Origin of the sequence: Bradyrhizobium sp. CCBAU 51765 (genome assembly GCF_015291725.1) — a bacterium.
GTDB lineage: Bacteria > Pseudomonadota > Alphaproteobacteria > Rhizobiales > Xanthobacteraceae > Bradyrhizobium > Bradyrhizobium liaoningense.
Window position 1 is genome coordinate 534,017 of the sequence record NZ_CP030038.1, and the last position, 25,779, is coordinate 559,795.

At 65.0% G+C, this 25,779-nt stretch carries 21 protein-coding genes and 1 tRNA gene; 18 read left to right on the forward strand and 4 right to left on the reverse strand.

The window, feature by feature from the left end; translation table 11 throughout:
* Positions 1 to 215 precede the first annotated feature (215 nt).
* Positions 216 to 2,255 carry a methyl-accepting chemotaxis protein gene (locus tag XH96_RS02495; protein WP_194390908.1) on the forward strand — a complete coding sequence of 680 codons (2,040 nt, stop codon included), beginning with the start codon at positions 216 to 218 and terminating at the stop codon, positions 2,253 to 2,255.
* A gap of 285 nt (positions 2,256 to 2,540) precedes the next feature.
* A complete protein-coding gene (locus tag XH96_RS02500; RefSeq protein ID WP_194390909.1) occupies positions 2,541 to 4,574 on the forward strand; it encodes a methyl-accepting chemotaxis protein in 2,034 nt (677 codons plus the stop codon).
* A gap of 242 nt (positions 4,575 to 4,816) precedes the next feature.
* Here XH96_RS02500 and XH96_RS02505 read toward each other — a convergent pair whose 3' ends face one another.
* A complete protein-coding gene (locus tag XH96_RS02505) occupies positions 4,817 to 5,191 on the reverse strand; it encodes a DUF3175 domain-containing protein (protein WP_194390910.1) in 375 nt (124 codons plus the stop codon).
* 180 nt (positions 5,192 to 5,371) lie between these two features.
* Here XH96_RS02505 and XH96_RS02510 point away from each other — a divergent pair, with 180 nt between their 5' ends.
* From XH96_RS02510 to XH96_RS02525, 4 genes are all read left to right on the forward strand, one after another.
* Positions 5,372 to 6,859 (forward strand): MFS transporter, encoded by a 1,488-nt coding sequence (locus XH96_RS02510; protein WP_194394003.1) that lies wholly within the window; start codon positions 5,372 to 5,374, stop codon positions 6,857 to 6,859.
* Between the two features lie 4 nt (positions 6,860 to 6,863).
* A complete protein-coding gene (gene otsB, locus XH96_RS02515; RefSeq protein ID WP_194390911.1) occupies positions 6,864 to 7,682 on the forward strand; it encodes a trehalose-phosphatase in 819 nt (272 codons plus the stop codon).
* A 65-nt stretch (positions 7,683 to 7,747) separates the two neighbouring features.
* Positions 7,748 to 7,906, forward strand: a complete 159-nt coding sequence (locus XH96_RS02520; RefSeq protein WP_194390912.1) for a hypothetical protein — start codon at positions 7,748 to 7,750, stop codon at positions 7,904 to 7,906.
* 17 nt (positions 7,907 to 7,923) lie between these two features.
* A complete protein-coding gene (locus tag XH96_RS02525) occupies positions 7,924 to 9,387 on the forward strand; it encodes a trehalose-6-phosphate synthase (protein WP_194390913.1) in 1,464 nt (487 codons plus the stop codon).
* 54 nt (positions 9,388 to 9,441) lie between these two features.
* On the opposite strand, the gene XH96_RS02530 is transcribed toward XH96_RS02525, so the two are convergent.
* The gene (locus tag XH96_RS02530; protein ID WP_124162135.1) at positions 9,442 to 9,783 is read right to left on the reverse strand and encodes a hypothetical protein; all 342 of its coding nucleotides are present in this window, start codon (positions 9,781 to 9,783) and stop codon (positions 9,442 to 9,444) included.
* Positions 9,784 to 9,977: 194 nt separating this feature from the next.
* Here XH96_RS02530 and XH96_RS02535 point away from each other — a divergent pair.
* A tRNA-Ser gene (locus XH96_RS02535) sits at positions 9,978 to 10,067 on the forward strand.
* Between the two features lie 55 nt (positions 10,068 to 10,122).
* On the opposite strand, the gene XH96_RS02540 is transcribed toward XH96_RS02535, so the two are convergent.
* Entirely contained in the window at positions 10,123 to 11,067 is a 945-nt protein-coding gene (locus XH96_RS02540) for a LysR family transcriptional regulator (RefSeq protein WP_194390914.1), read from the reverse strand.
* Between the two features lie 95 nt (positions 11,068 to 11,162).
* Between XH96_RS02540 and XH96_RS02545 the strand changes: the two genes are divergently transcribed.
* Entirely contained in the window at positions 11,163 to 12,737 is a 1,575-nt protein-coding gene (locus tag XH96_RS02545) for a bifunctional 3-(3-hydroxy-phenyl)propionate/3-hydroxycinnamic acid hydroxylase (RefSeq protein ID WP_194390915.1), read from the forward strand.
* Between the two features lie 2 nt (positions 12,738 to 12,739).
* Positions 12,740 to 13,816, forward strand: a complete 1,077-nt coding sequence (locus XH96_RS02550) for a S9 family peptidase (protein WP_194390916.1) — start codon at positions 12,740 to 12,742, stop codon at positions 13,814 to 13,816.
* 24 nt (positions 13,817 to 13,840) lie between these two features.
* Here the strand turns inward: XH96_RS02550 and XH96_RS02555 are convergent, their stop codons facing one another.
* A complete protein-coding gene (locus XH96_RS02555; RefSeq protein ID WP_194390917.1) occupies positions 13,841 to 14,794 on the reverse strand; it encodes a LysR family transcriptional regulator in 954 nt (317 codons plus the stop codon).
* Between the two features lie 99 nt (positions 14,795 to 14,893).
* Between XH96_RS02555 and XH96_RS02560 the strand changes: the two genes are divergently transcribed.
* The 9 genes from XH96_RS02560 to recQ all read left to right on the forward strand — a co-directional run bounded on the left by XH96_RS02560 (position 14,894) and on the right by recQ (position 25,613).
* Positions 14,894 to 16,075, forward strand: a complete 1,182-nt coding sequence (locus XH96_RS02560) for an MFS transporter (RefSeq protein ID WP_194390918.1) — start codon at positions 14,894 to 14,896, stop codon at positions 16,073 to 16,075.
* A 15-nt stretch (positions 16,076 to 16,090) separates the two neighbouring features.
* Complete coding sequence (locus tag XH96_RS02565) at positions 16,091 to 17,125, forward strand: aldo/keto reductase (RefSeq protein WP_194390919.1); 1,035 nt, start codon at positions 16,091 to 16,093, stop codon at positions 17,123 to 17,125.
* A 121-nt stretch (positions 17,126 to 17,246) separates the two neighbouring features.
* Entirely contained in the window at positions 17,247 to 18,848 is a 1,602-nt protein-coding gene (locus tag XH96_RS02570; RefSeq protein WP_194390920.1) for an amidase family protein, read from the forward strand.
* A gap of 334 nt (positions 18,849 to 19,182) precedes the next feature.
* Complete coding sequence (locus XH96_RS02575; RefSeq protein ID WP_194390921.1) at positions 19,183 to 19,608, forward strand: hypothetical protein; 426 nt, start codon at positions 19,183 to 19,185, stop codon at positions 19,606 to 19,608.
* A 59-nt stretch (positions 19,609 to 19,667) separates the two neighbouring features.
* Positions 19,668 to 20,126, forward strand: a complete 459-nt coding sequence (locus XH96_RS02580; RefSeq protein WP_194390922.1) for a hypothetical protein — start codon at positions 19,668 to 19,670, stop codon at positions 20,124 to 20,126.
* Between the two features lie 215 nt (positions 20,127 to 20,341).
* Positions 20,342 to 21,643 carry an O-acetylhomoserine aminocarboxypropyltransferase/cysteine synthase family protein gene (locus XH96_RS02585; protein WP_194390923.1) on the forward strand — a complete coding sequence of 434 codons (1,302 nt, stop codon included), beginning with the start codon at positions 20,342 to 20,344 and terminating at the stop codon, positions 21,641 to 21,643.
* Positions 21,644 to 21,655: 12 nt separating this feature from the next.
* Positions 21,656 to 22,657: a homoserine O-succinyltransferase gene (locus XH96_RS02590; RefSeq protein WP_194390924.1), complete on the forward strand. Its 1,002-nt coding sequence runs from the start codon at positions 21,656 to 21,658 to the stop codon at positions 22,655 to 22,657.
* Between the two features lie 104 nt (positions 22,658 to 22,761).
* Positions 22,762 to 23,505: a polysaccharide deacetylase family protein gene (locus XH96_RS02595; protein ID WP_194390925.1), complete on the forward strand. Its 744-nt coding sequence runs from the start codon at positions 22,762 to 22,764 to the stop codon at positions 23,503 to 23,505.
* A gap of 242 nt (positions 23,506 to 23,747) precedes the next feature.
* Positions 23,748 to 25,613, forward strand: coding sequence for a DNA helicase RecQ (gene recQ / locus XH96_RS02600; RefSeq protein WP_194390926.1), 1,866 nt, complete (start codon positions 23,748 to 23,750; stop codon positions 25,611 to 25,613).
* Positions 25,614 to 25,779: the final 166 nt, after the last annotated feature.

Below are 25,779 nucleotides of genomic sequence, written 5' to 3' on the forward strand. Positions count from 1 at the left end.
GTTCGACGCGCGAGGATTTGGGCGGCGGAGCAGCCGGGCTGGGGCGTGGGATGCCAGCAATCATCTCGATCCAGATCGGCCTTTGGCCGATGCGGCGATTATCGTGCGGGCCTGCCAAATTTACCGCCCCTTATCGATTCTGCCTTAGTTTTGCGCATCCAGGTCGGGGGGCGGGGCGCCTCCGGATCGCGGCTGAATTACAAATGGGGGTGGGAATGTCCGGGCGTATCGCGTCGCCGTCTAAGCGTGCACTGTTTCCGGCCCTCAGGTTCCGCGCAAAGATCATTCTCGGCTTTGCCGCCGTGCTGGTCATTTCCGCCGGCAGCATGGCTTTCTCCTATTTCGGCTTCGAGCGGGTCGCCTCCGGGGTCGGGTCGTACCGCAGCAGCGTTTCCGAGGCCGATCTCGCCCGCAACATCGATCGCGAACTGCTCGCCTATCGTTCGGCCGCTCGTTATTTCGTGGTGACCGGCAAGGAAGACGACGCCAAGGCGGCGCTGGATGCTGAAGGCAGTCTGAAGAACGCCATCGACCAGGCCGTGAAGGGCGCCAAGACGCCGGCGCGGCAGGAGAGCCTCGACAAGCTCGCCAAGGAGTTCTCCAACTTCTCCGCGACCTTCGCAAAGGTGCTCAAGGCCAAGCGCGACAGTGCGCTGCTGGTGCAGAACCAGCTCAGCCGCAACGCCAATCTCTTGAAATACAAGCTGGACGATATCGGCAACAACGCCTCCGATTCTGAAGCGCAGGCGATCGAGTTCGGCACGAAGCAGGTCAACGCCCAGTTCCAGACGGCGAGTGCGGCGGCGACCAATTTCGTTCTGACCTCCGACCAGTCGATCGCCACTAGCGCGCTGGCGCGGCTGAAATTCGTCGAGAATTCGCTCGGTGCGATCTATTCCATGGACGACAAGGTCGTCGCCGGCCTGAAGGATGCCAAGGCTCTGCTCGGCGCCTATCGCGAAGCGCTGGAGAAGCTGATCGCCAATGCCAAGCTGGTCGATGATCTCGTCACCGAGATGAACGGCTCCGCCGGTGCGATCCTGCAAGGAGCGACCACCATGAAGGCCGACCTCCTCGCCGAGCAGCAGCGCCTGGATTCGGAGTCGGAGGCGACCATCGGGCGGACCGAGCAGCTGGTGCTGATGTTGGCCGTTGGCGGCACGCTGCTCGGCGCGGTCCTTGCTTTTCTGCTTGGCACCGGCATCTCGCGGCCGATGATCGCGATGTGCAAGGCGATGCGCGAGCTTGCCTCGGGCAATTTCGACGTGGTGCTGCCGGGTCTCGGCCGCAAGGACGAGATCGGCGAGATGGCCGGCGCGGTCGAGGAGTTCAAGGTTCAGGCGGTCGCCAAGGCCGAGCGCGACGCCGCCGCCAGCGAGGTCCAGAACCGGGAGCAGGCCGCAAGCCGCCGCGCCGAGCTGATCCGCTTTGCCGACGATTTCGAGAGCGCGGTCGGCGCCATCGTCTCCAACGTCTCGGCCTCGGCCGTGCAGCTGGAATCGGCGGCCTCGACGCTGACCCGCACCGCCGAGACCACGCAGAGCCTGTCGAGCCAGGTCGCCGGCGTCTCCGAGCAGGCCTCCTCCAACATGCAGTCGGTCGCGACCGCGACGGAAGAGCTCTCGGCCTCGGTCGAGGAGATCGGCCGCCAGGTCCGCGATTCCAGCCGCATCGCGGAGGCTGCCGTGGTGCAGGCCAAGGAGACCGACGGCCGCATCGGCAAGCTGTCGCATGCTGCCCAGCAGATCGGCGAGGTGGTCAAGCTGATCACGGCGATCGCCGAGCAGACCAACCTTCTCGCGCTCAACGCCACCATCGAGGCCGCGCGTGCCGGCGAGGCCGGCCGCGGCTTCGCGGTGGTTGCGAGCGAAGTGAAATCACTGGCGAGCCAGACCGCGAAGGCGACGGACGAGATCTCCTCGCACATCGCCGGCATGCAGGGGGCCACCGCCGAATCGGTTGCCGCGATCAAGGAGATCGGCGCGACCATCGGCCAGATCTCGTCGATCTCGACGTCGATCGCGAGCGCGGTCGAGCAGCAGGGCGCCGCCACCCAGGAGATCGCCCGCAGCGTCCAGACGGTCGCGCAGGGCACGCAGACGGCCGCCACCGACATCGGCGAGGTCAACCGCGGCGCCGCCGAGACCGGCTCGGCCTCGGAAGAGGTGCTGAATTCGGCCAAAACGCTGTCGAGCGAGAGCACCCGCCTCCGCGCCGAGCTCGACCGCTTCATGGCGAACATCCGGGCGGCGTAGGTTCACGGCGCGTGAACCCGACCCTATTGCCTCACACTCGCTGTCGTCCCGGACAAGCGCGCTTTGGGCGCGCTTGTCCGGGATGACGGCGGAGATTGGCGCGGCAATCGATTTGTAACGGCGCCAGAAAGCGCGCCTTAACAATTCCTTGGGTCACCTAACCGCCAGTTGCGGCGCCACAAATTTACCACAGCTTATCCTTTGCCCCGTAACGTGCAGAAGAGCCGGGAAGCGGGCTGCTTCCGGGACGCGCCTGGTTTTCCGCGAATGGAATGGGGTGGGGGAATGTCGGTCAAGTCGAAGTCGAGCAAATCGAAGCTGCCAACGCTGCGCTTTCGCGCAAAAATCATCCTCGGCTTTGTGGCGGTGCTAGCCATCCTCGCCGCCAGCATGGCGTTCGCCTATTTCGGCTTCGAGCGAATCGCAGGCGCCGTGGCGTCCTACCGCACCAGCGTATCGGAAGCCGACCTGGCGCGGACGGTCGATCGCGAGCTGGTCGCCTATCAGGGGCTGGCGCGGGCCTATACCCTGACCGGCGCGGCCGATGATGAAACCGCAGCCAAGGCCGCTGAAGGCAACCTGAAGAGCGCGATTGCCAAGTCGATGGCGGCGACGACCGGCGCCGCCCGCCGTGAGCAGGTCGGCAAGCTCGAGGCCGAGTTCCAGAACTTTACGAAAGTCTTCGGCGAGATCATCACGCTGACGCGCGAGAACAACAAGATCGTTGCCGACGAGCTCAACAGCGTCGGCAACAAGATCCGCTTCAAATTCGACGATCTCGCCGACACCGCAGCTCTGGCGGGCCTGAACTCGGTCCAGACCACGGCCAAGGACGTCACCTCGCAATATCTGGCGGTCTCCACCTCGGTCGGCGCCTTCGTGGCCAAGCCGGAGCCGAAGACCGCCGACGGCGTGATCGCCCGCATCAAGTTCCTCGAGACGCTGCTGGTCTCCATCTACGCGAATGACCAGAAGATCACGGACCGCGTCAAGGAGATCGGCGATCTCCTGAAGCAGTACCGCACCTCGTTCGCAAAGCTGAATGACAACGTGAAGGTCATCGTCAAGCTGAACGGCGAGATGACCAAGACGGCCGCGACCATCCTCAAGCTCTCGGCCGAGCTGCGTTCGGATCTGACCGCCGACCAGCAACGCATCGAGGCGAGCGCCAATTCCACCATCGTGGAAACCGAGCAGCTGATGCTGATGCTGGCGCTGGGCGGGCTGGCCGTCGGCACCGTGCTGGCCTTGTGGCTCGGCAACGGCATCTCGCGTCCGATGATCGCGATGTGCAAGGCGATGCGCGAGCTTGCCTCGGGCAATTTCGACGTCGTGCTGCCGGGTCTCGGCCGCAAGGACGAGATCGGCGAGATGGCCGGCGCGGTCGAGGAGTTCAAGGTTCAGGCGGTGGCCAAGGCCGAGCGCGACGCCGCCGCCAGCGAAATCCAGAACCGGGAGCAGGCCGCAAGCCGCCGCGCCGAGCTGATCCGCTTCGCCGACGATTTCGAGAGCGCGGTCGGCGCCATCGTCTCCAACGTGTCGGCCTCGGCCGTGCAGCTGGAATCGGCGGCCTCGACGCTGACCCGCACCGCCGAGACCACGCAGAGCCTGTCGAGCCAGGTCGCCGGCGTCTCCGAGCAGGCCTCCTCCAACATGCAGTCGGTCGCGACCGCGACGGAAGAGCTCTCGGCCTCGGTCGAGGAGATCGGCCGCCAGGTCCGCGATTCCAGCCGCATTGCGGAGGCTGCCGTGGTGCAGGCCAAGGAGACCGACGGCCGCATCGGCAAGCTGTCGCATGCCGCCCAGCAGATCGGCGAGGTGGTCAAGCTGATCACGGCGATCGCCGAGCAGACCAACCTTCTCGCGCTCAACGCCACCATCGAGGCCGCGCGTGCCGGCGAGGCCGGCCGCGGCTTCGCGGTGGTTGCGAGCGAAGTGAAATCGCTGGCGAGCCAGACCGCGAAGGCGACGGACGAGATCTCCTCGCACATCGCCGGCATGCAGGGGGCCACCGCCGAATCGGTTGCCGCGATCAAGGAGATCGGTGCGACCATCGGCCAGATCTCGTCGATCTCGACCTCGATCGCGAGCGCGGTCGAGCAGCAGGGCGCTGCCACCCAGGAGATCGCCCGCAGCGTCCAGACGGTCGCGCAGGGCACCCAGACGGCCGCCACCGATATCGGCGAGGTCAACCGCGGCGCCGCCGAGACCGGCTCGGCCTCGGAAGAGGTGCTGAATTCGGCCAAGACGCTGTCGAGCGAGAGCACCCGCCTTCGCGCCGAGCTCGACCGCTTCATGGCGAATATAAGGGCGGCGTAGGTTCGCGGCGCGTGAACCCGACCCTATCGCCTCACACTCGCTGTCGTCCCGGACAAGCGCGCCTCAAGCGCGCGTAGATCCGGACCCATACTCCCCGGGCGTCGTTGGGACGGACGGTGGCAACCCCGAGTCTTCGCCAAACCACTCCCTGTGGCTATGGATCTCGGATCGGCGCGCGCTTTGGGCGCGCTTGTCCGGGATGACGGCGGAGTAAAGAGCGAGAATCTTATTCTCTCCTTCTCTCATTCTCTCCCGAACGCCCGCTTCAGCTCCACCTTCGCGCGCTCCAGCCGCGTGCGCTGTGTCTTCGGTAGCGTCTTGCCGGCGCGGTTGATGTAGAAGGTCAGCATCGACAGCGCCGAGCGATAGGCGCCGGTCTTGCGACGCGAGCTCTGCTCCGCCGAGCGCTTCAGGGAGGCTGCGATCTTCCTGGGGTCCGTGAGCTTGAACACTCCGCGCTTGAGATCGAGCGCGTCGCTCTCCCGCGTCACCCGTTGCGACCAGCGCTTCGGTGTCGCACGGCGATTTGACCTCTTGTGCGTCGTGCTCGCCTTGCGACGCGCGGTGCTGCGCGCGCCTGTCTTCCTTGAATGTGTCGTCTTTCTGACGTGAGCCATGCGTCAACTCCTTGCGGCTCCATCGGAAACGAGCGGCGCCAACGGGCGTTCCCATGGGAACCGGGCCCCGCCGCAGGCGTTGTCGCAGGTGGCAGGCGAATTGCCGCACCCCGATGATCGGATCGACCCGTCCACATCACGTGAGAGGGGTCCTTTCCATTGATCAGACGCAACAACCCGATGGAATTGCAGCAAAGCCCAGCGCTGAACTATGCACCCGTAGTCCCGGCGGCGACCGCGACCGACCGTATCGTCGAGACCAGCATTCCCTCGCGGCTGGACGCGCTGCCGTGGAGCGGCTTCCACACCCGTGTCGTGCTCGCGCTGGGCATCACCTGGATTCTCGACGGGCTCGAGGTGACTCTGGCCGGTGCGCTCTCGGGGGCGCTGAAGCAGAGTCCCTCGCTGCAGTTCTCCAATCTCGATCTCGGCATCGCCAACTCCGCCTATCTGACGGGCGCCGTGCTCGGCGCGCTCGGCTTCGGTTGGCTCACCGACCGCATCGGCCGCAAGAAGCTGTTCTTCATCACGCTTGCGCTCTATCTCTCGGCAACGGCGGCGACCGCGCTGTCATGGGATGTCGCGAGCTACGCATTGTTTCGTTTCCTCACCGGCGCCGGGATCGGTGGCGAGTACACCGCGATCAATTCGACCATCCAGGAACTGGTGCCGGCGCGCTATCGTGGCTGGACCGATCTCGTCATCAACGGCAGTTTCTGGATCGGCGCCGCGATGGGCGCGGTGGCGGCCATCGTGCTGCTTGATCCGGCGGTGATCGATCCCGATCTCGGCTGGCGCCTGGCTTTTCTCATCGGCGCGACCCTCGGCCTCGTCGTGCTGTTGATGCGAATGTGGATCCCGGAAAGTCCGCGCTGGCTGATGATCCATGGCCGTCCCGACGAGGCCCATGCCATCGTCGACGCGATCGAGCGCTCGGTGATCGGGCATGATCAGGACCTGACGGACGGGCGCTTCACGAAGATACGCCTGAGGATGCGCGATCACACGCCGATCAGCGAGGTCGTGCATACGTTGTTCTCGGCCTATCGCCAGCGCGCGGTGGTCGGCCTCGTGTTGATGAGCGCGCAGGCGTTCTTCTACAACGCCATCTTCTTCACCTTCGCGCTGGTGCTGACCGATTTCTACGGCATCAGTGCCGATCACGTCGGCTGGTACCTGCTGCCCTTCGCTGCCGGCAATTTCCTCGGCCCCCTGCTGCTCGGCCGTCTGTTCGATACGCTCGGCCGCCGCGCCATGATCATGTTCACCTACGGCGCATCGGGCGTGCTGCTGGCGCTATCGGGCTATCTGTTCTCGATCGGCGTGCTGAGCGCGCAAGGGCAGACCGTGGCCTGGATGGTGATCTTCTTCTTTGCCTCGCCCGCTGCGAGCGCGGCCTATCTTACCGTCAGCGAGACGTTCCCCCTGGAGGTTCGCGCGCTGGCGATCGCGGTGTTCTATGCGATCGGCACCGGCATCGGCGGCGTGATCGGGCCGGCGCTGTTCGGCGCGCTGATCGACACGGGATCGCGCAACAGCGTGTTCGCCGGCTATTTGCTGGGGGCAGCCCTGATGATCGCGGCTGCGATCGTAGCGTGGCGCTACGCCGTCTCCGCGGAGCGCAAATCGCTCGAACAAATCGCGCGGCCGCTCGCCTTTATGGAGTAGACTGATGAAATCGGAACTTGCGGAGATGGCTTTGGACCAGAAGCGCACCATGCTGGATGACGATGCGCCCGACGCGGTGCCGGTGCCGCATGCGCTGGTGCCGCATCTCGACGAGATCGCGATCCTGCTAGACATCGACGGGACGCTGCTCGACCTGATGCCGACACCGCGCGAGGTGTGGGTGCCGCCGGGCCTTTCGGAAACGCTGGGCCGGCTGACCGAGCGCACGTCCGGAGCGCTGGCGCTCGTCAGCGGCCGCTCGCTCAACGACATCGACCTGATCTTCGCGCCGGACGTGTTCCGCGCCGTTGCCGGCCACGGTGCGGAGATGCGGCTGTCGGTGGACAATGAAGCGGATGATGTGCACGCGCCGCCGCTCGACAAGGAGCTGAAGCGCCGCCTGGCCGCCATCGCCAAGCTCAGCCCGGGCATTCTGCTCGAGGACAAGGGCTACTCGCTCGCGCTGCACTACCGTCTGGCGCCGCATGCGGAAAAGGCGATCTACGAATCGGTCTCGTTGATCCGCGCCGACCTGCCCAATGCGCCGATCGAGGTGCTGCCCGGCAAGTTCGTCTGCGAGATCAAGCATTCCGGCTTCACCAAGGCGAGCGGCGTGCGCGAATTGATGAAGCACGAGCCGTTCAGGGGGCGGCGCCCGATGTTCATCGGCGATGACGTCACCGACGAGACGGTATTCGCGATCATGCCCGACATGGACGGGCTTGCCTTCTCCGTCGGCCGCCGCGCCATGGGCGTGAATGGCCATTTCGATGCGCCGGCGGATGTGCGCGCGTTCCTTGCGCGCCTGCTCGATCCGAGGTGAAACGAAGGCAGCGCCACCTCGCAGACACAAAGCGCTGAGTGCAGCGCCGCTGCGCGCCGCGAGACATGCTGCGCAACACGACCGGAAAAGCCGTCTTTGCAGCGAAATTCCAGGGTTCCGCAAGCGAAACCAGTTCCAACGCGCGCGCCCGATTTTGGTTTCAATTGGTTGAAACGATGATCAGGAACCATATTGATGAACGGCAGTTAAACGGGGTGGAATGAACAGGAGGGGACGACCTGTGAACTTAGTCGTCGTTTCAAATCGCGTCGCCCGCGGCAAACCCAACGAGCCCATGACGGGCGGCCTTGCGGCGGCACTGCTTCCCGTGGTGGAACACTCGGGTGCGATCTGGGTCGGTTCCTCCGGCCGGGTGCGCGATGGCCATCAGAAGGAGCCTTTTGCCGAGATCGAGGCGCTCGGGACCGGCGCGATTGCGACGCTGGACCTCCCGGCGGCGCATTATGGTGGTTATTACGAAGGCTTTGCCAATTCGGCGCTGTGGCCGGCGTTGCATTCGCGCAGCGATCTGATCCGCGTCTCGCGGGAGGACTATGTCAGCTATCGCGAGGTCAACGCCTTCATGGCGCGCGCCCTGCTGCGCTTCCGAAAAGCCAAGACGGCGTTCTGGGTGCAGGACTATCATTTCCTCGCGCTCGGTGCCGAGCTGCGCGACCTCGGCGTCGATGATCCCATCGGCTTCTTCCTGCATACGCCGTGGCCCGTCACTGCTGTGATGCAGGGCGTGCCCAACCATCGCGAGCTGATCACGGCGATGCTGGCCTACGATCTGCTCGGCTTCCAGACCGAGGAGGATCGCCAGAACTTTCTCGGTTATGTCGGCGGTGAGCTTGGCCTCGCCATCGAGGACGGCGTTGCGATCTCGCAGCATGGGCGCACGCGCTGTGAAGTGTTTCCGATCGGCATCGATGCGGAGAAGTTCGCGCAATATGCTGCGAAGTCTGCCTCGCACCCCGATGTGTCGCGGCTGCGGCGCAGCCTCAACGGCGAGCGGCTCGCGATCGGCGTCGACCGGCTCGACTATTCGAAGGGTCTCGTCAACCGCATCAGCGCGTTCGACCGGCTCTGGACCGAGCAGCCGCAATTGGCGCGCAGCATCTCGCTGCTCCAGATCGCCAACCCGTCGCGCGGCGGCATCGAGGCCTATGGCAGTCTCCAGAGCGAGGTCGCGCGCCTCGTCTCCGACGTCAACGGCCGCCACGGCGAGGTCGACTGGACGCCGATCCGCTATCTGAACAAGGGCTTCAGCCAGGCCGTGCTCGCCGGTCTCTACCGCACGGCGCAGATCGGCGTGGTGACGCCGCTGCACGACGGCATGAACCTCGTCGCCAAGGAATATGTCGCCGCGCAAAACCCGGCCGATCCCGGCGTGCTGGTGCTGTCGAAATTCGCGGGCGCTGCCAACGAGCTGGACGCCGCACTGCTGGTCAATCCGCACGACGTCGACGGTATGGCGCGTGCGATCGCGGTCGCGGCCTCCATGCCGCTTACCGAGCGCAAGATGCGCTGGGACGCGATGATGAAGAAGCTGCGCGGCCACACCATCCAGCAATGGTCCGCCGACTTCGTCGCCGAACTCGAGAAGTGCCGGACGGAGAAGGCGGCGGTCGAGCCGCTCGCAGCCCAGCCGCCGCAGGCGCTGCGCTGGCTGAAGTCGGCGATATCAGGCGTGCGCTTGATCTGATCTCAGCTTGGCTCGATCTCACCTTCTCCCACAAGGGAGAAGGAAGGGCGCCCCTCAATAGCAATACGACACGCCATCCAGAATCGCGCATTGCCGCTTGTTCGGCGCGTTGGGATCGTCCAGTGGCACCACGCCCTTGCCCTGGCCGACGAACACGCCCGGCCCGACATGGACCGAGCTCTTGTTGCCGACGATCACGCTCTGATGCGGCGTCGAGCTCGAGCGCGTGCCATCCGGCCAGAGGATGGCATCGCCCGAAAGCACCCCGCGCCGGCCATCGTCACAGCTGACGTCGACGCCTTGCCGGGTGCAGACCTGCGCCGCGGCGGGCACGGCGAGGGCGGAGCCGATGGCCGAAATCAGGCCAAGGGCGGCGATGGTCCTGCAGATGGTCATGGCGTCCCCGGTCGTGTTGGGCGGCTTCCCGTGAATCGTCGCGCCAAACCCGCCTGCGGTTCAGCCGGCAGGCGGGTCAAGGCACGTCTGCCGTCAGATATTGTCCTGTAAATACAATAAGTTGCGGAAAAATCGCCGGATATTTCCGCGATCCCTTGCAAAATCATCGGCGCCCCTTCAAGAGAGGGCGCTCCGGAGAGATGGCCGAGTGGCTTAAGGCGCACGCTTGGAAAGCGTGTGTGCGGGAAACCGTACCGTGGGTTCGAATCCCACTCTCTCCGCCATTTCTACGCCACGGACACGCTGTTCGTCTGACCGCGCGTTCGAGCGCGGCGGCATTCATGCCGGCTGCCGGGCCTGCTTCTTTCCCCTCCGAGTCGTCATGGCCGAGGCCTCCTGCAAGATGATTTCTCGCATCCAGATGCTCGCCTGATCATTGTTGTGAAGAGCCGGCCACTGCACTGCCTCGGTAAAGGCCGGCAGCGGCAGCGGAAGATCGACGATGCGGAGCGGCATTGTCGCTGCGAAGTGCCGTGCAAGGCGCGAATGCATTGTTGCGATCCGCTCGGTGCCCAGCAGCAGCGGAGGGATCATGCCGAAGCCCGGCACGGCAACCTCGATGCGCCTCTTGTGCCCATGCTGAAGCAGGAGCCATTCCTCAATCGAAGGCTTGCGCGTCCGACCGAACTGGGCGGCCACATGCCCCATCGCCATGTATCGTTCGAAGGTAAGTTTCCTCGACAGTTGCCGGTTTTCGCCGCAGCCGACGCACACGAGCGTCTCGTCGAACAGCTTCGCCTTGGGGTGGGCGCTGCCCATGTATATTTCAGGAAAGATTAGAAAATCCACCTCACCGCGCCGGAGCGGCTCGTCCGGCTGGTCGTCGAACTGTATCAGCTCGAATGTGATGCCAGGCGCCTCGCGCGCGACACGCGCGATCACCGCCCTGAAAAACACGATCGCCATGAAATCGGACAGGACAATTTTGAAGCGGCGGTCCGATTTCGCGGGGTCGAACGTGTCGCGCGAGGCAATAGAGAGCTGGATGTGCAGCAGCGCCTCGCGCGTCGGAGCAGCCAGCGCTTCGGCCAATGGCGTCGGTACCAGCTCGCGGCCACGCATCGTAAAGAGATCGTCGCGGAAATAGGCTCGGAGTCTCGCGACCGCCGCACTCATGGCCGGTTGGCTCAAATTGATGCTGCGGGCTGCGGCCGTCAGGTTCCGCTCAGTCATCAGCGCATCCAACGCGACGAGGAGGTTGAGGTCGAGGCCCCTGAAGCGCATCTCACATCCATATTCTGGATACAAATCATAAAGACAATCAATTTTACCAATGCATCCGAATGGCGCAATCTGCAAAAAAAAATCGGAGGACGTTCATGGCGCAGATTGATTTTGATGTGGCGGTTGTCGGCTATGGTCCGACCGGACTTACGGCGGCTTCGCTGCTCGGGCAGCTCGGGCACCGTGTCCTCGTCGTCGAGCGGTGGCCTTCGCTCTATGGCCTTCCGCGGCTGACCCATATAGATGGAGAGACCGCGCGGCTCCTCAATTTCGCATGCGACATTGACGAGGCGCTTCGGGATTCATCGCCGATCGAGTCCTACATCTTCTACAATGGGAAAGGAAAGCGCCTTATCGATGTTGCCGACATCCCGACTGTGCCGATGGGCTTTCCCGCTCACATCTCGATCCATCAACCGGACATCGAGGCCGCGATCGACCGCAAGGTTCGCAGCTTGCCGAACGTCACTGTCCAGCAGGGGACCGAGCTGGTTGGTTTGCGAAGCTCGGCCGGAAGCGTTGAGCTCTCGCTAAAGCTTGGCGCCGACGTCAAGACAGTCCGTTCGCGCTACGTATTCGGATCCGATGGCGCCAGAAGTTTCGTCAGATCGGCGCTTGGCATCGAGCGCGACGACTCTAAGTTCACGGAGCGATGGCTCAACATCGACGGCGAGCGAAAGCGTCCGCTTCCCGCGAGTTTCGAGGAGGCGAAGCAGTATTGCGACCCGGCGCGAGGACACATGTTCCTGCCGATCGGGAGCAACCGTCAGCGTTTCGAATTCGCATTGCTGCCGCACGAGGATACGGCCAAGATGGAGCGGCCGGAGAGCGCTTGGAGAATTTTGAAGCAATATCACGGCATTGGTCCGGAGGACATCCGCATCATTCGTCAGACCGTCTACACCTTCGAATGCCGGATGGCTCAGAGCTGGCGCAGTGGCTCCGTGTTCCTGGGCGGTGATGCCGCTCATACCATGCCGCCCTATCTTGGGCAGGGAGCGTGCTCGGGCATTCGGGACGCTGCAAATTTCGCTTGGAAGCTTGATCTCGTCCTACGCGGCACCGCTGCTCCGGACATTCTTGCGAGTTACGAGACCGAGCGTCGCCCGCATGTCGCCAACATCATGCGGACAGCGGTGATGTTGGGGAAGGTCGCCAATACGCACAGCCGTGCTGTCGCCCTCTTTCGCGATCTTGCTTTCCGGTTCAACTTGGTCCCGCCGCCACCGCCGTTTCCCTCCTTTTCCGATGGCGTCATCCAGGATGACCGCTGCGGCGAGCGAGGCAAGGTCGTAGGCTCGGTACCACCCCAAGGGCGCGTCGAGATCGGCGGGCGGATTGCACGGTTCGACGACCACATCGGTTATGGGTTCTCTATTCTGGCGCAGCGCAACCCGGTAGCCGTTCTTGGCCCATCGAGGATGGCTTTCTTGCGGAGCCTCGGCTGTCGCGTCCTCACGTTGACTAGTGATGCGGGCAGCGGCGTCGAACAGATGGTCGACGCGGACGGGATCTATTCTTCGTATCTAGCCGAGAAGAGGGCGGCGGCGATGCTGATCCGCCCAGATACCAACCTCTTTGGATTTGCTGGGGAGCTGAAAGATGTTCCGGAGCTCGTGGATGAGTTTCGGCGGAAACTATCCTGGCAGGCCGCGGCCATGGCAGCGTGAACATGCCGCTATCCGAACACGTGACCAAGGAGATCGAGGCATTGTGCCGTGCGATGCCGATCACGCGCATGGTTGACTACGGCATGACGCGCGAGAAGGCGCTTCGCGCACATCGAGAGGTAAGGGCGGGCAAGCGCTGGGACCTCGCACTGGTGGAGATCGCACAAGAAGAGCAGACGCACGCCGAAGCCGCCGCCGACGCAGCGCTCGCTCGCGAACACTGGCACGCTGCTGCCGCGAGCCTGATCTTTGCTCAGATGGCCTTCAATGCGGACAGCGATCGAAAACGGGATCTTTATCGCCGGATGACCCAGTGCTTCGCGAGCTTTGCAGCGCTGTCAAAGTATCCGGCAAAGAAGATCGAGGTCTCGTACCGGAATGCGACACTGCTCGGGTGGCAGTTCCAGCCGCCCGACGGGCCGAGCGGTGCGACCGTGATAGCGTTCGGAGGCATGAGCGGGTGGTCGACAGCCTACCGCTCCATGGCGGAAGCGCTTTGCGTGCGGGGGATCGGCTGTCTTTTGGTGGATGGTCCCGGGCAAGGTGAGAGCAGGCTCGAGGGGGGCGTTTACGCCGACGCCGACGTTGCGACGGGCTTCTCCCGCTTCATCGATCTTGCCGTGACGGCCTCGGCTGATCAGAGGATCGGATTGTGGGGCAATAGTTATGGCGGCTTGCTTGCAGCGCTTACGGCCGGGCGGGATGACCGGGTTCTTGCCTGCTGCATCAACGGAGCCCCATCGCGGACGGACGTGCCACCGTTCCGCACCGCGCAAGAGCAACTCGCTGCCATGTTCGGCTGCGAGGATCCGGTCTCGCTTGGCCGCGCTGTCGCGCCGCTGGCTTTCGATCCTCGCCGCACCCCGCTCAGTTGCGCCACGCTCGTGCTCGAGGGCGGCGCCGACGTTCTGGTTGCGCCAGGCTCTCAGAGAACCTTTCTCGAGGGCAACCCCAATCCAAAGTCGCGCCTGCAGGCGTGGCCCGACGGGGAGCACACGATCTACAACCATCCCCTCGAGCGAAACACAGTGGTTGCCGACTGGTTCAAGTCGGTGCTCGCACCGGAGAACTCAGCGTAACGTTGCAGCAGAATACGGACCATATCACCCCACCAATCTCCACTTCCCATCCCCGGCCCGCTTCAGCGCCGGATCGCTCACCCGCACGTGCTCGGCCAGGAAATCGATGAACGCGCGCACACGCGCGGGCAGTGGCGCGGTGTGGCCGACATAGACGGCGTGGATGTCTTCGCGGTCGCCGGGATTGTAGCCTTGCAGCACCGGGACGAGGCGGCCGGATTCGATGTCGGGGCCGATGTGGAAGAGGGCGAGCCGGGCAAGCCCGACGCCGCCCAGCGCAAGGCGGCGGGCCGCTTCACCGTCGCTGGCGCGCGCAACCGGCGTGGGCACGGCCTCCTCGGTGTGATCACCGCGCCTGAACGGCCAGCCGCGGATGCTGCGTGGAAAAGTCCAGCCGATGCCACGGTGATCGGCGAGATCCGCCGGCGTTTTCGGCGTGCCGCAACGGGCGAGGTAGTCCGGCGCGCCGACCACGACCATGCGGCTGCTGCCGAGCTTTCGCGCGACGAGACGCGAGGCCCGCAGCGGGCCGACGCGGATGGCGACGTCGGCGCGCTCCTGCATCAGGTCAATCAGCGTGTCGGTCAGCACGAGATCGAGCGTGACGTCGGGATGCCGTTCCAGGAAGCGCGGGACCAACGGCACCACATGCAGCATGCCGAAGGGAATGTTGCAATTGACCGTGAGGCGGCCGCGCGGCGCCGCGCCTGAGGCGGCCTCGCGCTCGGCCTCCTCCATTTCGGCGAGAATGCGCAACGAGCGCTCGTAGAAAGCCCGGCCCTCCTCGGTCAGCGTCAGCTTGCGCGTGGTGCGGTTGACGAGCCGCGCGCCGAGCCGCGCCTCCAGCCGCGACATCAGCTTGCTGACGCCCGACGGCGTCAGGCGCAGCTTTCGCGCGGCCTGGGTGAAGCCGCCGAGATCGACCACGCGGACGAAAACCTCCATCTCGGCGGAGCGGTTGGTGTCGAAACGGGCCATGTTGAATTCATGTCACAAATGATTGGATTGCTGACATTCTAATGGTTTTGCGGCCATGCCGCTATCTGCGGGACTTCGTCTCATCCATCGGAGCCATGCATGCCTCCCGCCGTCCTCGCGCTCACCGCCGGTGCCTTCGGCATCGGCACCACCGAATTCATCATCATGGGCCTCTTGCTCCAGGTCGCCGCCGACATGCATGTTTCCGTGCCGGTCGCCGGCCTGCTGATATCGGGCTATGCGCTCGGTGTGTTCGTCGGCGCGCCGGTGCTGACGCTGGCGACGCGGCGGATGCCACGGAAAACAGTGCTGCTCGCGCTGATGGCGATCTTCACGCTCGGCAATGCGGCTTGCGCGCTGGCCCCGAATTACGAACTGCTGATGGCTGCGCGCGTGCTGACCTCGCTCGCCCACGGCACGTTCTTCGGTGTCGGCTCGGTCGTGGCCACCAGCCTCGTCGCCGAGGACAAGCGTGCTTCCGCGATCGCCACCATGTTCATCGGCCTGACGGTCGCCACGCTCCTGGGCGTGCCCTTCGGCGCGTGGTTCGGCCTGATGCTCGGCTGGCGCGCCGCGTTCTGGGCCGTGACGGTCATCGGCGTGATCGCGTTCGCGGTGGTCGCCGCGCTCGTGCCTAGCCATGTCGGCAATGGCGACAAGCCGATCTCGCTCGCCGAAGAGGTCGCCGTGCTCGGTCGCCCGCAGGTGCTGCTCGGCCTCGCCATGACCGTGTTCGGCTTCGCCGGCCTGTTCGTCGTCTTCACCTATATCCAGCCGATCCTGACGCGTTTCACCGGTTTCTCGGAGGCTGCCGTCTCGCCGATCCTGCTGGTGTTCGGCGTCGGGCTCGCGATCGGCAACGTGGCCGGCGGCAAGCTTGCGGACCGCGGCCTGGCACGGGCCTTGACCGGCACGCTTGCCGCGCTTGCGATCGTGCTGCTTGGGCTGGCAGCCGTGCTATCGATCAAGATCCTTTCCATCGCGCTGATCCTGCTGCTCGGCATCGCCGCCTTCGCAACCGTCGCCCCGCTCCAGCTTCGCGTATTGGAGGCAGCCGGCCCCAGCGGCCGCACGCTCGCCTCCAGCCTCAACATCGCCGCGTTCAATCTCGGCAACGCGCTCGGCGCCTGGGCCGGCGGCGTCACTATCGATCGCGGATTCGGGCTTCCCGCGCTGCCGCTGGTCGCGGCCGGCATCACAGCGATCGGCCTCGCGCTGGCGCTGTGGAGCCTTCGGCTCGATCGCGCGTCGGTCGCCGCCGCGGCGTGTCCAGCGGAATAGCGGAGGAAACCCGTCATGGAATACCGCAATCTCGGTGCCTCCGGACTCAGGGTCCCCGTCCTCAGCTTCGGGACCGGCACGTTCGGCGGGCAGGGCCCCCTGTTCTCGGCCTGGGGCCGCAGCGATGCGGACGAGGCGCGCAGGCTGATCGACATCTGCCTCGATGCCGGCGTCAATCTGTTCGACAGCGCCGACGTCTATTCGAACGGCGCGTCCGAAGAGATTCTCGGCGCTGCGATCAGGGGCCGGCGTGACAAGGTGCTGATCTCCACCAAGATGAGCCTGCCGACGGGCGAGGGGCCGCACGATGCAGGCTCGTCGCGGCAGCGGCTCCTGACCTCGGTCGACGCGGCGCTGCGCCGGCTTGGCACGGACTACATCGACCTGCTCCAGCTCCACGCTTTCGACGCCTTCACCCCGATCGAGGAGGTGCTGTCGACGCTCGACATGCTCGTGCGCGCGGGCAAGCTGCGCTATGTCGGCGTCTCCAATTTCGCCGGCTGGCAGTTGATGAAGTCGCTCGCCATTGCGGACCGGCATGGCTGGCCGCGCTATGTCGCGCATCAGGTCTACTACTCGCTGCTCGGCCGCGACTACGAGTGGGAGCTGATGCCGCTCGCGCGCGACCAGGGGGTGGGTGCGCTGGTATGGAGTCCGCTCGGCTGGGGCCGCCTTACCGGAAAGATCCGGCGCGGCCAGCCGCTGCCGCCGAACAGCCGCCTGCACGCGACCGCACAGTTTGGTCCGCCGGTGCGCGAGGAGATGCTCTACGCCGTCGTCGACGTGCTGGACGCGATCGCGATGGAGACCGGCCGCACCGTGCCCCAGGTCGCGATCGCCTGGCTGCTGAGCCGCCCCACGATCGCCTCCGTCATCATCGGCGCTCGCGACGAAGCGCAGCTGCGCGACAATCTCGGCGCAGTAGGCTGGGCGCTGAGCGCGGATCAGATCAAGCGTCTCGACGAGGCCAGCGCGGTGATGCCGCCCTATCCCTACTATCCCTATCGCATCCAGCAGGGCTTTGCCCGGCTGAATCCGCCGGCTGTTTAGGCCGGGGGACGCAGGCAATTCGTCGCATCGGTGTGCCGTCGCAAAGCGCCATGCAGAAACGCAGCTGTACACGCCTCATCCTCGTCCGTAACCTTCGCCGCACAGTTTCAGGAGATGCGACGTGGCGAAGAAAACGGCAACCAAGAAGAAAAGTGCTTCCAGGAAAGCGGCAATGAAGACGAGCAAGAAGGCATCGAGCAAGAAGGCATCGAGCAAAAAGACCTCAGCCCGAAAGGGCGTCGCTGCGAAAACAATCAAGCCCGCCAAGAAGGTCGCCGCACGCAAATCAGCCACCGCGCGCCGGCCCAGGGGACCGGCCTGGCAATGGTCCGCGGTCGATACCGCGGCCGCGATCCGCTCCGGCGCAATCTCCGCGGTCGAAGTCGTGGAAACGCATCTCGAGCGGATGCGCACCGTCAATCCGGGGCTCAATGCCGTTGTCGTGGATCTCTCGGAAGAAGCCCTCGCGGCCGCGCACGCCGCCGACAAGCAGCGCGCCAAGGGCGGTGAGCTCGGCCTCCTGCACGGTGTGCCCATCACCATCAAGGAGAATGTCGACTACGAAGGCCGGCCCAACTTCAACGGCGTTCCCGCCAACAAGGATCTCATCGCGCCATCGGATGCGCCTGTCGTCCGCAACCTCAAGAAGGCCGGCGCCATCGTTCTTGGTCTCACCAACACTCCGGAATTCTCCTTCCGCGGCTTCACCGACAATCCCCTGCACGGGCTGACGCTGAACCCCTGGGATCCCGATATCACCTGTGGCGGCTCCTCGGGCGGTGCGGGTTCGGCGGTCGCGGCAGGCATCGGCACCATCGCTCATGGCAACGATATCGGCGGTTCGCTGCGCTGGCCGGCGCATTGCAACGGCGTCGCCACCATCAAGCCGACGCAGGGCCGCATCCCCGCCTTCAACGGAAGCGCAACGGCGGAGCGGCCGATGCTGGCGCATCTGATGTCGGCGCAGGGGCCGCTCGCCCGCCACGTCGCCGACGTCCGCCTCGCGCTGGAGGCGATGAGCCAGCGCGATCCGCGCGACCCCTGGTGGGTGCCGGCACCCCTGATCGGACCCAAGCCGAAGGGGCCGATCAAGGTCGCGCTGGCGAAGATCCCCGAGGACATGGACGTCGATCCCTCTGTCTCCGCGGCGCTGCGCCAGGCCGCCGACCATCTCGAGCGTTCCGGCTATCGCGTCAGCGAGGTCGAGGTGCCCGACATCAACGGCGTCTGGCAGACCTGGTGCGACATCATCACCAACGAGACCGTGGTGATGCAGGAGGCCGGCATGCTGAAAGTCACGTCCGAGGATTTCCACAAGGCCTGGGGCGGCATGAAGGCCAAGGCCAACGTGCTCGATCTCAAAGCCTGGATGCAGGCGACTGCAGCACGCAGCGGCCACATCCGCGCCTGGCAATTGTTCTTCGAGGAGTATCCGGTCGTGCTGGCGCCGACCACGGTGAAGCCGACGCCGGGCCCGCGTGACGACACCGTCAGTCCCGAGCGCGTGCGCGAGATATTCTGGGGCGAGATCCGCTTCATCTCCGCCATCAACGTGCTGGGCCTGCCCGGCGCGGTGGTGCCGGTGGCGCTGCATAACGGCAAGCCGATCGGCGTGCAGCTCATCGCCGGGCGTTATCGCGAGGATCTCGCACTCGATGCCGCCGCCGCGATCGAGAAGCGTGCCGGCGTGCTCGCTCATCAGCTCTGGCAGAAATTGGCTTGAGCCCGCATGGGCATGGGCTGTCAGTGCTCAGATGCATGGCCGCAATCGCCTGCCGGAGCGGCGCGTTCAGCGCTTCGGGTGATGGCTCGAGACCTCGTGATGGTAGCGTGTGACGACTGCTGTCCTTGTCAGCCTCTCGATCCCATGAGGGCAGGGAAGTTCCACAATCGGAGTATCGGCTCGCATTCCCGTCACGAGAAGTCCTTCGATTCTGGCCTCCTTGATCTAGGTCAAATCCGCTCTTGAGCAGGGGCAGAGATTTCTGCCGGGTGCCGCGATCCGTGAACGGCATGTCCTTCCACGTGCACGGCGCCCCAAGTAATGGAGGAAAGCCATGCTTCGATGTCTTCTCGCTGCTTTGGCGGCGATGGTTCTGATCACTGTCGCTCTCATTCCTGATGATGCATATGCCCGCCGTGGTGGTGGCGGCTTCCATGGCGGCGGTGTGCGCGCCGGAGGTTTCCACGGCGGGGGTGCCCGCGTTGCCCATGTGCGCGGCGGCGGACACCGGGTTGCGGGAGGCCGCTACGGCGTCGCCGGCCGCGGCTATGGCTATCGCCCGATACCGGGGCGCCCTGTGGCGCGTGCAGCGGTGGCCCGCGGCGCTTACAGGGGCGCGGCCTATGGCCTGGGTGCGGCAGCAGTGGGAGCCGCCGCAGCCGGAGCCTATGGCTACTACGGCGGCTATAACAGCTGCACCTACGACGCTTACGGCAATTACGTCTGCCCCGGACGATATCCGTACGGATATCGATATTGAAGTTGGCTGGGACGGTGGCGGCGAACTCCGCTGCCGTCCGTCAACATCGGGCGAGCAACATGAGATTTCCGGCAGCCGTCGTCGCGGGAATGCTCTTACTCACGGGCACGGGAACGAGCCATGCCGTGGTTCGCATTGCCAATGATCGAGGCGGATCGATTGGCCGCTACATCGAGAGATACGAGAAGCTGCGCGCCGCCCGCCAATCGGTCATCATCGATGGCCTTTGCGCCTCCGCCTGCACGATCGTCCTTGCGGCAATGGCATCGGACGACATCTGCGTCACCCCGAGGGCAAGACTTGGCTTCCATGCCGCGTGGGACTTCGGCAGGAACGGGCGCGTATTCACCGACCGCGAGGCGACCAGGATGCTGTATTCGATGTATCCGGCGCCAGTTCAGCAGTGGCTCGATCGTCGAGGAGGTCTGACTCCCCGCACGGTCTTCCTTCAAGGTAGACAACTGCATGGGATGTATCGGGGGTGCGATCTCGAGCGACGCCCACCTGCTACGCGATGAGCGAGGCGACCCGCAAGCTGCGCCAAGCAGCATCTTCATTAATGCAGTTTAACTCGAATTTCAGCCAATTCGCCAGCAAGCGTTAGGGTTACTTCCTCGATCTCTAGGCGAATTATTGTCCGCTTTACCACCCACCTCTAACAGAGGACGGCGGACAACGCACATGCCTCATTCTAGGCCAATAAGTGCGGCCCGCTCCACGCGGAGGTGGCACGATGCGCAACGAGACGATCGCTATTCACGCCGGCTACGAGCCCGAAGCCACCACGCATGCGGTGGCCGTGCCGATCTACCAGACCGCGGCCTATGCCTTCGACAGCGCCGATCATGGTGCCGCCCTGTTCAATCTCGAGACCGAAGGCTTTCGCTACAGCCGTATCGCCAATCCGACCAGTGCGGTGCTGGAGAAGCGTATCGCCCAACTTGAAGGCGGCGTCGGCGCGCTCGCGGTCGCGACCGGGCAGGCGGCGCTGCATTTCGCCTTCGTCAACGTCGCCGATCACGGCGGCAACATCGTTTCCGTGCCGCAGCTTTACGGCACCACGCACACGCTGCTCTCCCACATCCTGCCGCGGCAGGGTATTACCGGCCGCTTCGCCGAGAGCGACCATCCCGAGGCGATCGCAAGGCTGATCGACGAGAACACCCGCGCCGTGTTCGCCGAGACCATCGGCAATCCCGCCGGCAATGTCTGCGACATCGAGGCGCTGGCGAAGGTCGCGCACGCGCATGGCGTGCCGCTGATCGTCGACAACACCGTGGCCACCCCGATCCTGCTGAGGCCGTTCGACTACGGTGCCGACATCGCCGTGCATTCGCTGACCAAGTTCCTGGGCGGTCACGGCACCACGCTCGGCGGCGCCATTGTCGATTCCGGAAATTTCCCCTGGGCCAAACATGCCGAGCGCTTCCCGGCCTATAACAAGCCGGATGCCTCCTATCACGGCCTCGTCTATGCCGAGCGGTTCGGCCGCACCGCGTTTATCGAGCGCGCGCGCAGCGTCTATCAGCGCACCATGGGCTCGGTGCTGTCGCCGTTCAACGCCTTCCTGCTGCTCCAGGGCATCGAGACCGTGGCGCTGCGCATGGAGCGCCATGTCGAGAACGCCCGCAAGGTCGCCGAATTCCTCCGCGGCGATCCGCGCGTCGCCTGGGTCAATTACACCGGCTTCCCGGACAGCCCCTATTATCCGCTGGTGCAGAAGTACCTGAACGGCAACGCCTCCTCGCTGTTCACCTTCGGCATCAAGGGCGGCATGGAGGCCGGCAAGACCTTCTATGATGCGCTGAAGCTGATCACGCGCCTGGTCAATATCGGCGATGCCAAGTCGCTGGCCTGCCATCCAGCCTCGACGACCCATCGGCAGATGTCGGCGGAGCAGCAGCGCGCTGCCGGCGTGCTGCCGGAGACCATCCGTCTGTCGATCGGCATCGAGCATGTGTCTGATATCATCGAGGATATCGACCAGGCGCTCGAAAAAGCCTGCCCGTCGGCGCGGCTCGAGGCCGCGGAGTAGCCGGCGTCGACCATGACGATCCTGATCGACAGGGATCAAGTCGTATCGAGCCCGGCCCTGGTGCCGGGCGAGGGCGATCTCGTTCGCGACCATGCCGGCGCCGACCTCACGATCGGGCTGATCAACAACATGCCGGATCCGGCGCTGAAGGCGACCGAGCGGCAATTCATGAAGCTGCTGCAGGCCGCCGCGGGCCCGCACCGCATCCGCTTCCACTGCTTCTCGCTTCCCAGCGTGAAACGGTCGCCCGAAGCGAAGTGGCATGTCGACAGCGAGTATTCCGACCTTTCCGATCTCGAGCGCGGCAAGTTCGATGGACTGATCGTGACCGGCGCAGAGCCGATCGCGCCCGAGCTCGACCAGGAGCCATACTGGCAGGATCTCACGAACCTCATCGACTGGGCCAAGACCAACACGCGCTCGACGATCTGGTCGTGCCTCGCCGCGCATGCCGCGGTGCTGCACCTCGATGGCATCGAACGGCGGCGGCTGCCGGCCAAATGTCACGGCATTTTCGATTGCGACGTCGTGACGCGCGATGGGTTGACCCGTGCTGCGTCTGCGCCGCTCAAGGTCTCGCATTCACGCCTGAACGAGATCGCCGAGAGCGACCTCGTGCAGGCCGGTTACCAGGTGCTGACACGCTCGGCCCAAGCCGGCGTCGACGTCTTCGTCCGCCAATATGCCAGCCGCTTCGTGTTCTTTCAGGGTCATCCGGAATATGACGCGCTGTCGCTCCAGCGGGAATATCTGCGCGACATCGGCCGCTATCTCGCGCGGGAGCGCGAGACCTACCCGCGCCTGCCGGTGAGCTATTTTGACGCAGCGACGGAAGAGAAGCTGGCTCGCTTCGAGAAGAAGGCGGCGCATCAGCGCCATCCGGCACTCGCCAACGAGCTGCCTGGGCTGAACTTGCGCGCCGATATCGGCGCTGGCAACGCGGCCGCAATGCTATTCCGCAACTGGTTGCGCTATCTCGGCGCGGACGCCGACGCGTCGGTAGCAGCGCGCTAGCCGAAGCGGTCTTGGTCTCACGTTAGGATTACCCAGGCGTTAGGCTTGCCTCAACCTGCGCACGAATGTTTCACTAGAGGAATAGGAATCACGGGAAGCGCAGCGTGTGGTCGGCACTCCAGGGACGCGTGAACAATCGGCTGGCCCGGCATTTCCACGCCGCGCCGCACCGATTGCCCGCGCATGCGCCGATGGTGAGCTTCACCTTCGACGATGCCCCCGATAGCGCCGCACGCGAGGGTGCCGAGCTTCTGGAGCAGCATGGCGGCCGGGGGACATTCTATCTCGCCGGCAGCTTGATCGATCAGCCGTCGGACCATTGGCACGGTCTGTCAAACGATGCGATCGTGCGGCTTCACAGGACCGGTCACGAGATTGCATGCCACACCTTCTCGCACCGGAGTTCGGCCACTCTCGATGAGGCCGCGATGGCTCGCGAGATCGAGCGGAACCGCAGTCATTTCCGCGGCATCGATTCCTCGATCACGCTGGAGAATTTCGCCTACCCCTATGGGCTCGCCTCGGTCTGGCGCAAGCCGCAACTCGCGAAAGCCTTCCGATCCGCGCGCGGCATTCTTCCCGGCGTCAACACCGACGTCATCGATCTCCAGTTCCTGCGCGCCTCGCCGCTTGTGGGTTGCGAGATCGATCCGGCAGGCGTCGATCGCTATTTCGACGAGGCGTTCGCGAGCGGCGGCTGGCTGATCTTCTACGGCCACGACGTCGCCGACACGCCAAGCCCCTATGGCTGCACGCCGCACCTGATGCGTCATGCGCTGGAAGCGGCCGGCAGGCGCAACATGCCGATCGTGACGGTCGCAGAGGCACTGCGGCGAATCGGGGCGTAGCTTCTTTTCCCTTCTCCCCTTGTGGGCGAAGGTGGCGCGAAGCGCCGGATGAGGGGTATGTCTCCGCAAAATCGAATTCGTGGATAGAACCCCTCGCCCGTCTCGCCGCTCACGCTGCGAACCACCCTCTCGCACAAGGGGAGAGGGGAACAGCCGTGCCTCGCCTCCAAACAGTCTTGCCACGCCCACGCCGGCATGCGACTGGCCTTGTGACGAATCTCACGGCCTGATCTGTTCCTCCCATGTCCGTTCCCTCCACCGCTCCGCTCTCTGCGCCGGCCAACGGCCGCGACGCGCTGTCGGTGCTGCATTCGGTGTTCGGCCTGCCGGGTTTTCGCGGAGCGCAGGGCGAGATCATCCGGCATGTCACCGAGGGCGGCAATTGCCTCGTGCTGATGCCGACCGGCGGCGGCAAGTCGCTGTGCTATCAGCTTCCGTCCCTGCTACGGGAGGGCTGCGGCATCGTGGTCTCGCCGTTGATCGCACTGATGCGCGACCAGGTCGCCGGGCTGATCGAGGCCGGCGTCAATGCCGCCGCGCTCAACTCGTCGCTGACGCCGCAGGAGGCGTCCGACATCGAGCGACGCCTTCTCGCGGGCGATCTCGACCTGCTCTATGTCGCGCCGGAACGCCTGGTCACGCCGCGCTGCCTGTCGCTGCTGGCGCAGGCGAAGGTGGCGCTGTTTGCGATCGACGAGGCGCATTGCGTCTCGCAATGGGGGCATGACTTCCGACCCGAATATGTCGGCCTCTCCATCATCGCCGAGCGTTTTCCCGACGTGCCGCGCATCGCGCTGACCGCGACGGCCGACGAGCTGACGCGCAAGGAGATCATCGATCGGCTTCAGCTCACGGGTGCGCCGCAATTCGTCTCGAGCTTCGACCGGCCCAACATCCGCTACGAGATCGTCGACAAGCTCAACGCGGTGTCGCAACTGAAGGAATTGATCCGCGAGCGCCACGTGGGCGATGCCGGCGTGGTCTATTGCCTGTCGCGCAACCGGGTCGAGGAGGTCGCTGCCGCGCTTCAAGACGCCGGCATTGCGGCGCTGCCCTATCACGCCGGGCTCGACGGTGCGTTGCGCTCGCGCAACCAGGATCGCTTTCTCAACGAGGACGGCATCGTCATCGTCGCGACCGTGGCGTTCGGCATGGGCATCGACAAGCCCGACGTGCGCTTCGTTGCCCATCTCGATCTGCCCAAGAGCATCGAGGCCTATTATCAGGAGACGGGGCGCGCGGGCCGTGACGGCAAGCCGTCCACGGCCTGGATGACCTATGGCCTCTCCGACATCGTGCAGCAGCGCCGCATGATCGACGAGTCCAGCGCCTCCGACGAATTCAAGCGGGTCTCGATCGGCAAGCTCGATACGTTGGTCGGCCTCGCCGAGACGCCGCATTGCCGGCGCCGGCGGTTGCTCGCCTATTTCGGCGAGATCGCGATGGGCGAGAGCTGCGGCAATTGCGACAATTGCCTGACGCCGCCCAAGATGCGCGACGGCAAAGTGCTGGCGCAGAAGCTGCTGTCCTGCGTCTACCGCACCGGCCAGCGCTTTGGGGCGATGCATCTGATCGACGTGCTGGTGGGGCGCCTGACCGAGAAGGTAACGCAGTTCGGCCACGACAAGCTGTCGGTGTTCGGCATCGGCCGCGAGCTCAACGAAAAGCAGTGGCGCACGGTGCTGCGCCAATTGGTGGCGATGGGCCATTTGCGAAGCGACAGCGAAGCGTTCGGGGCGCTCAAGCTGACCGAGACCGCGCGCGGGGTGCTGCGCGGCGAGACCGAGGTGTGGCTGCGCGAGGAGGCGCCCGGCACGCGCATTCGCGCGAGCCGCGGCAAATCCCGCCGCGGCGACCTTGCGCCCGCCGCCAACGCCGCGCAAGGCGACGTCGATCCCGAACTGCGCGCGCGCCTGCGCGCCTGGCGTTCAGACGTCGCGCGCGAACGTGGCGTGCCGGCCTACGTGGTGCTGCACGACGCAACGATCGACGGCATCGTCCGGGCATGGCCAACGACGCTGGACGAACTCCGCAATGTGCCGGGGATCGGCGACAAGAAGCTCGAGCATTACGGCGACGAGCTGTTGCAGATCGTCAGGACGCGGTAGGGGACGAGCCAAAAACTCCGCCGTCATCCCGGACAAGCGAAGCGATCCATAACCACAGGCCGATGTGGTGACGGCAGGCGGCAACTACGGGTCCCGGATCAGCACTTCGCTCTGGACAACGCTACGCGTTGTCGAGAGCTGCGCTTGTCCGGGATGACAGCTATGT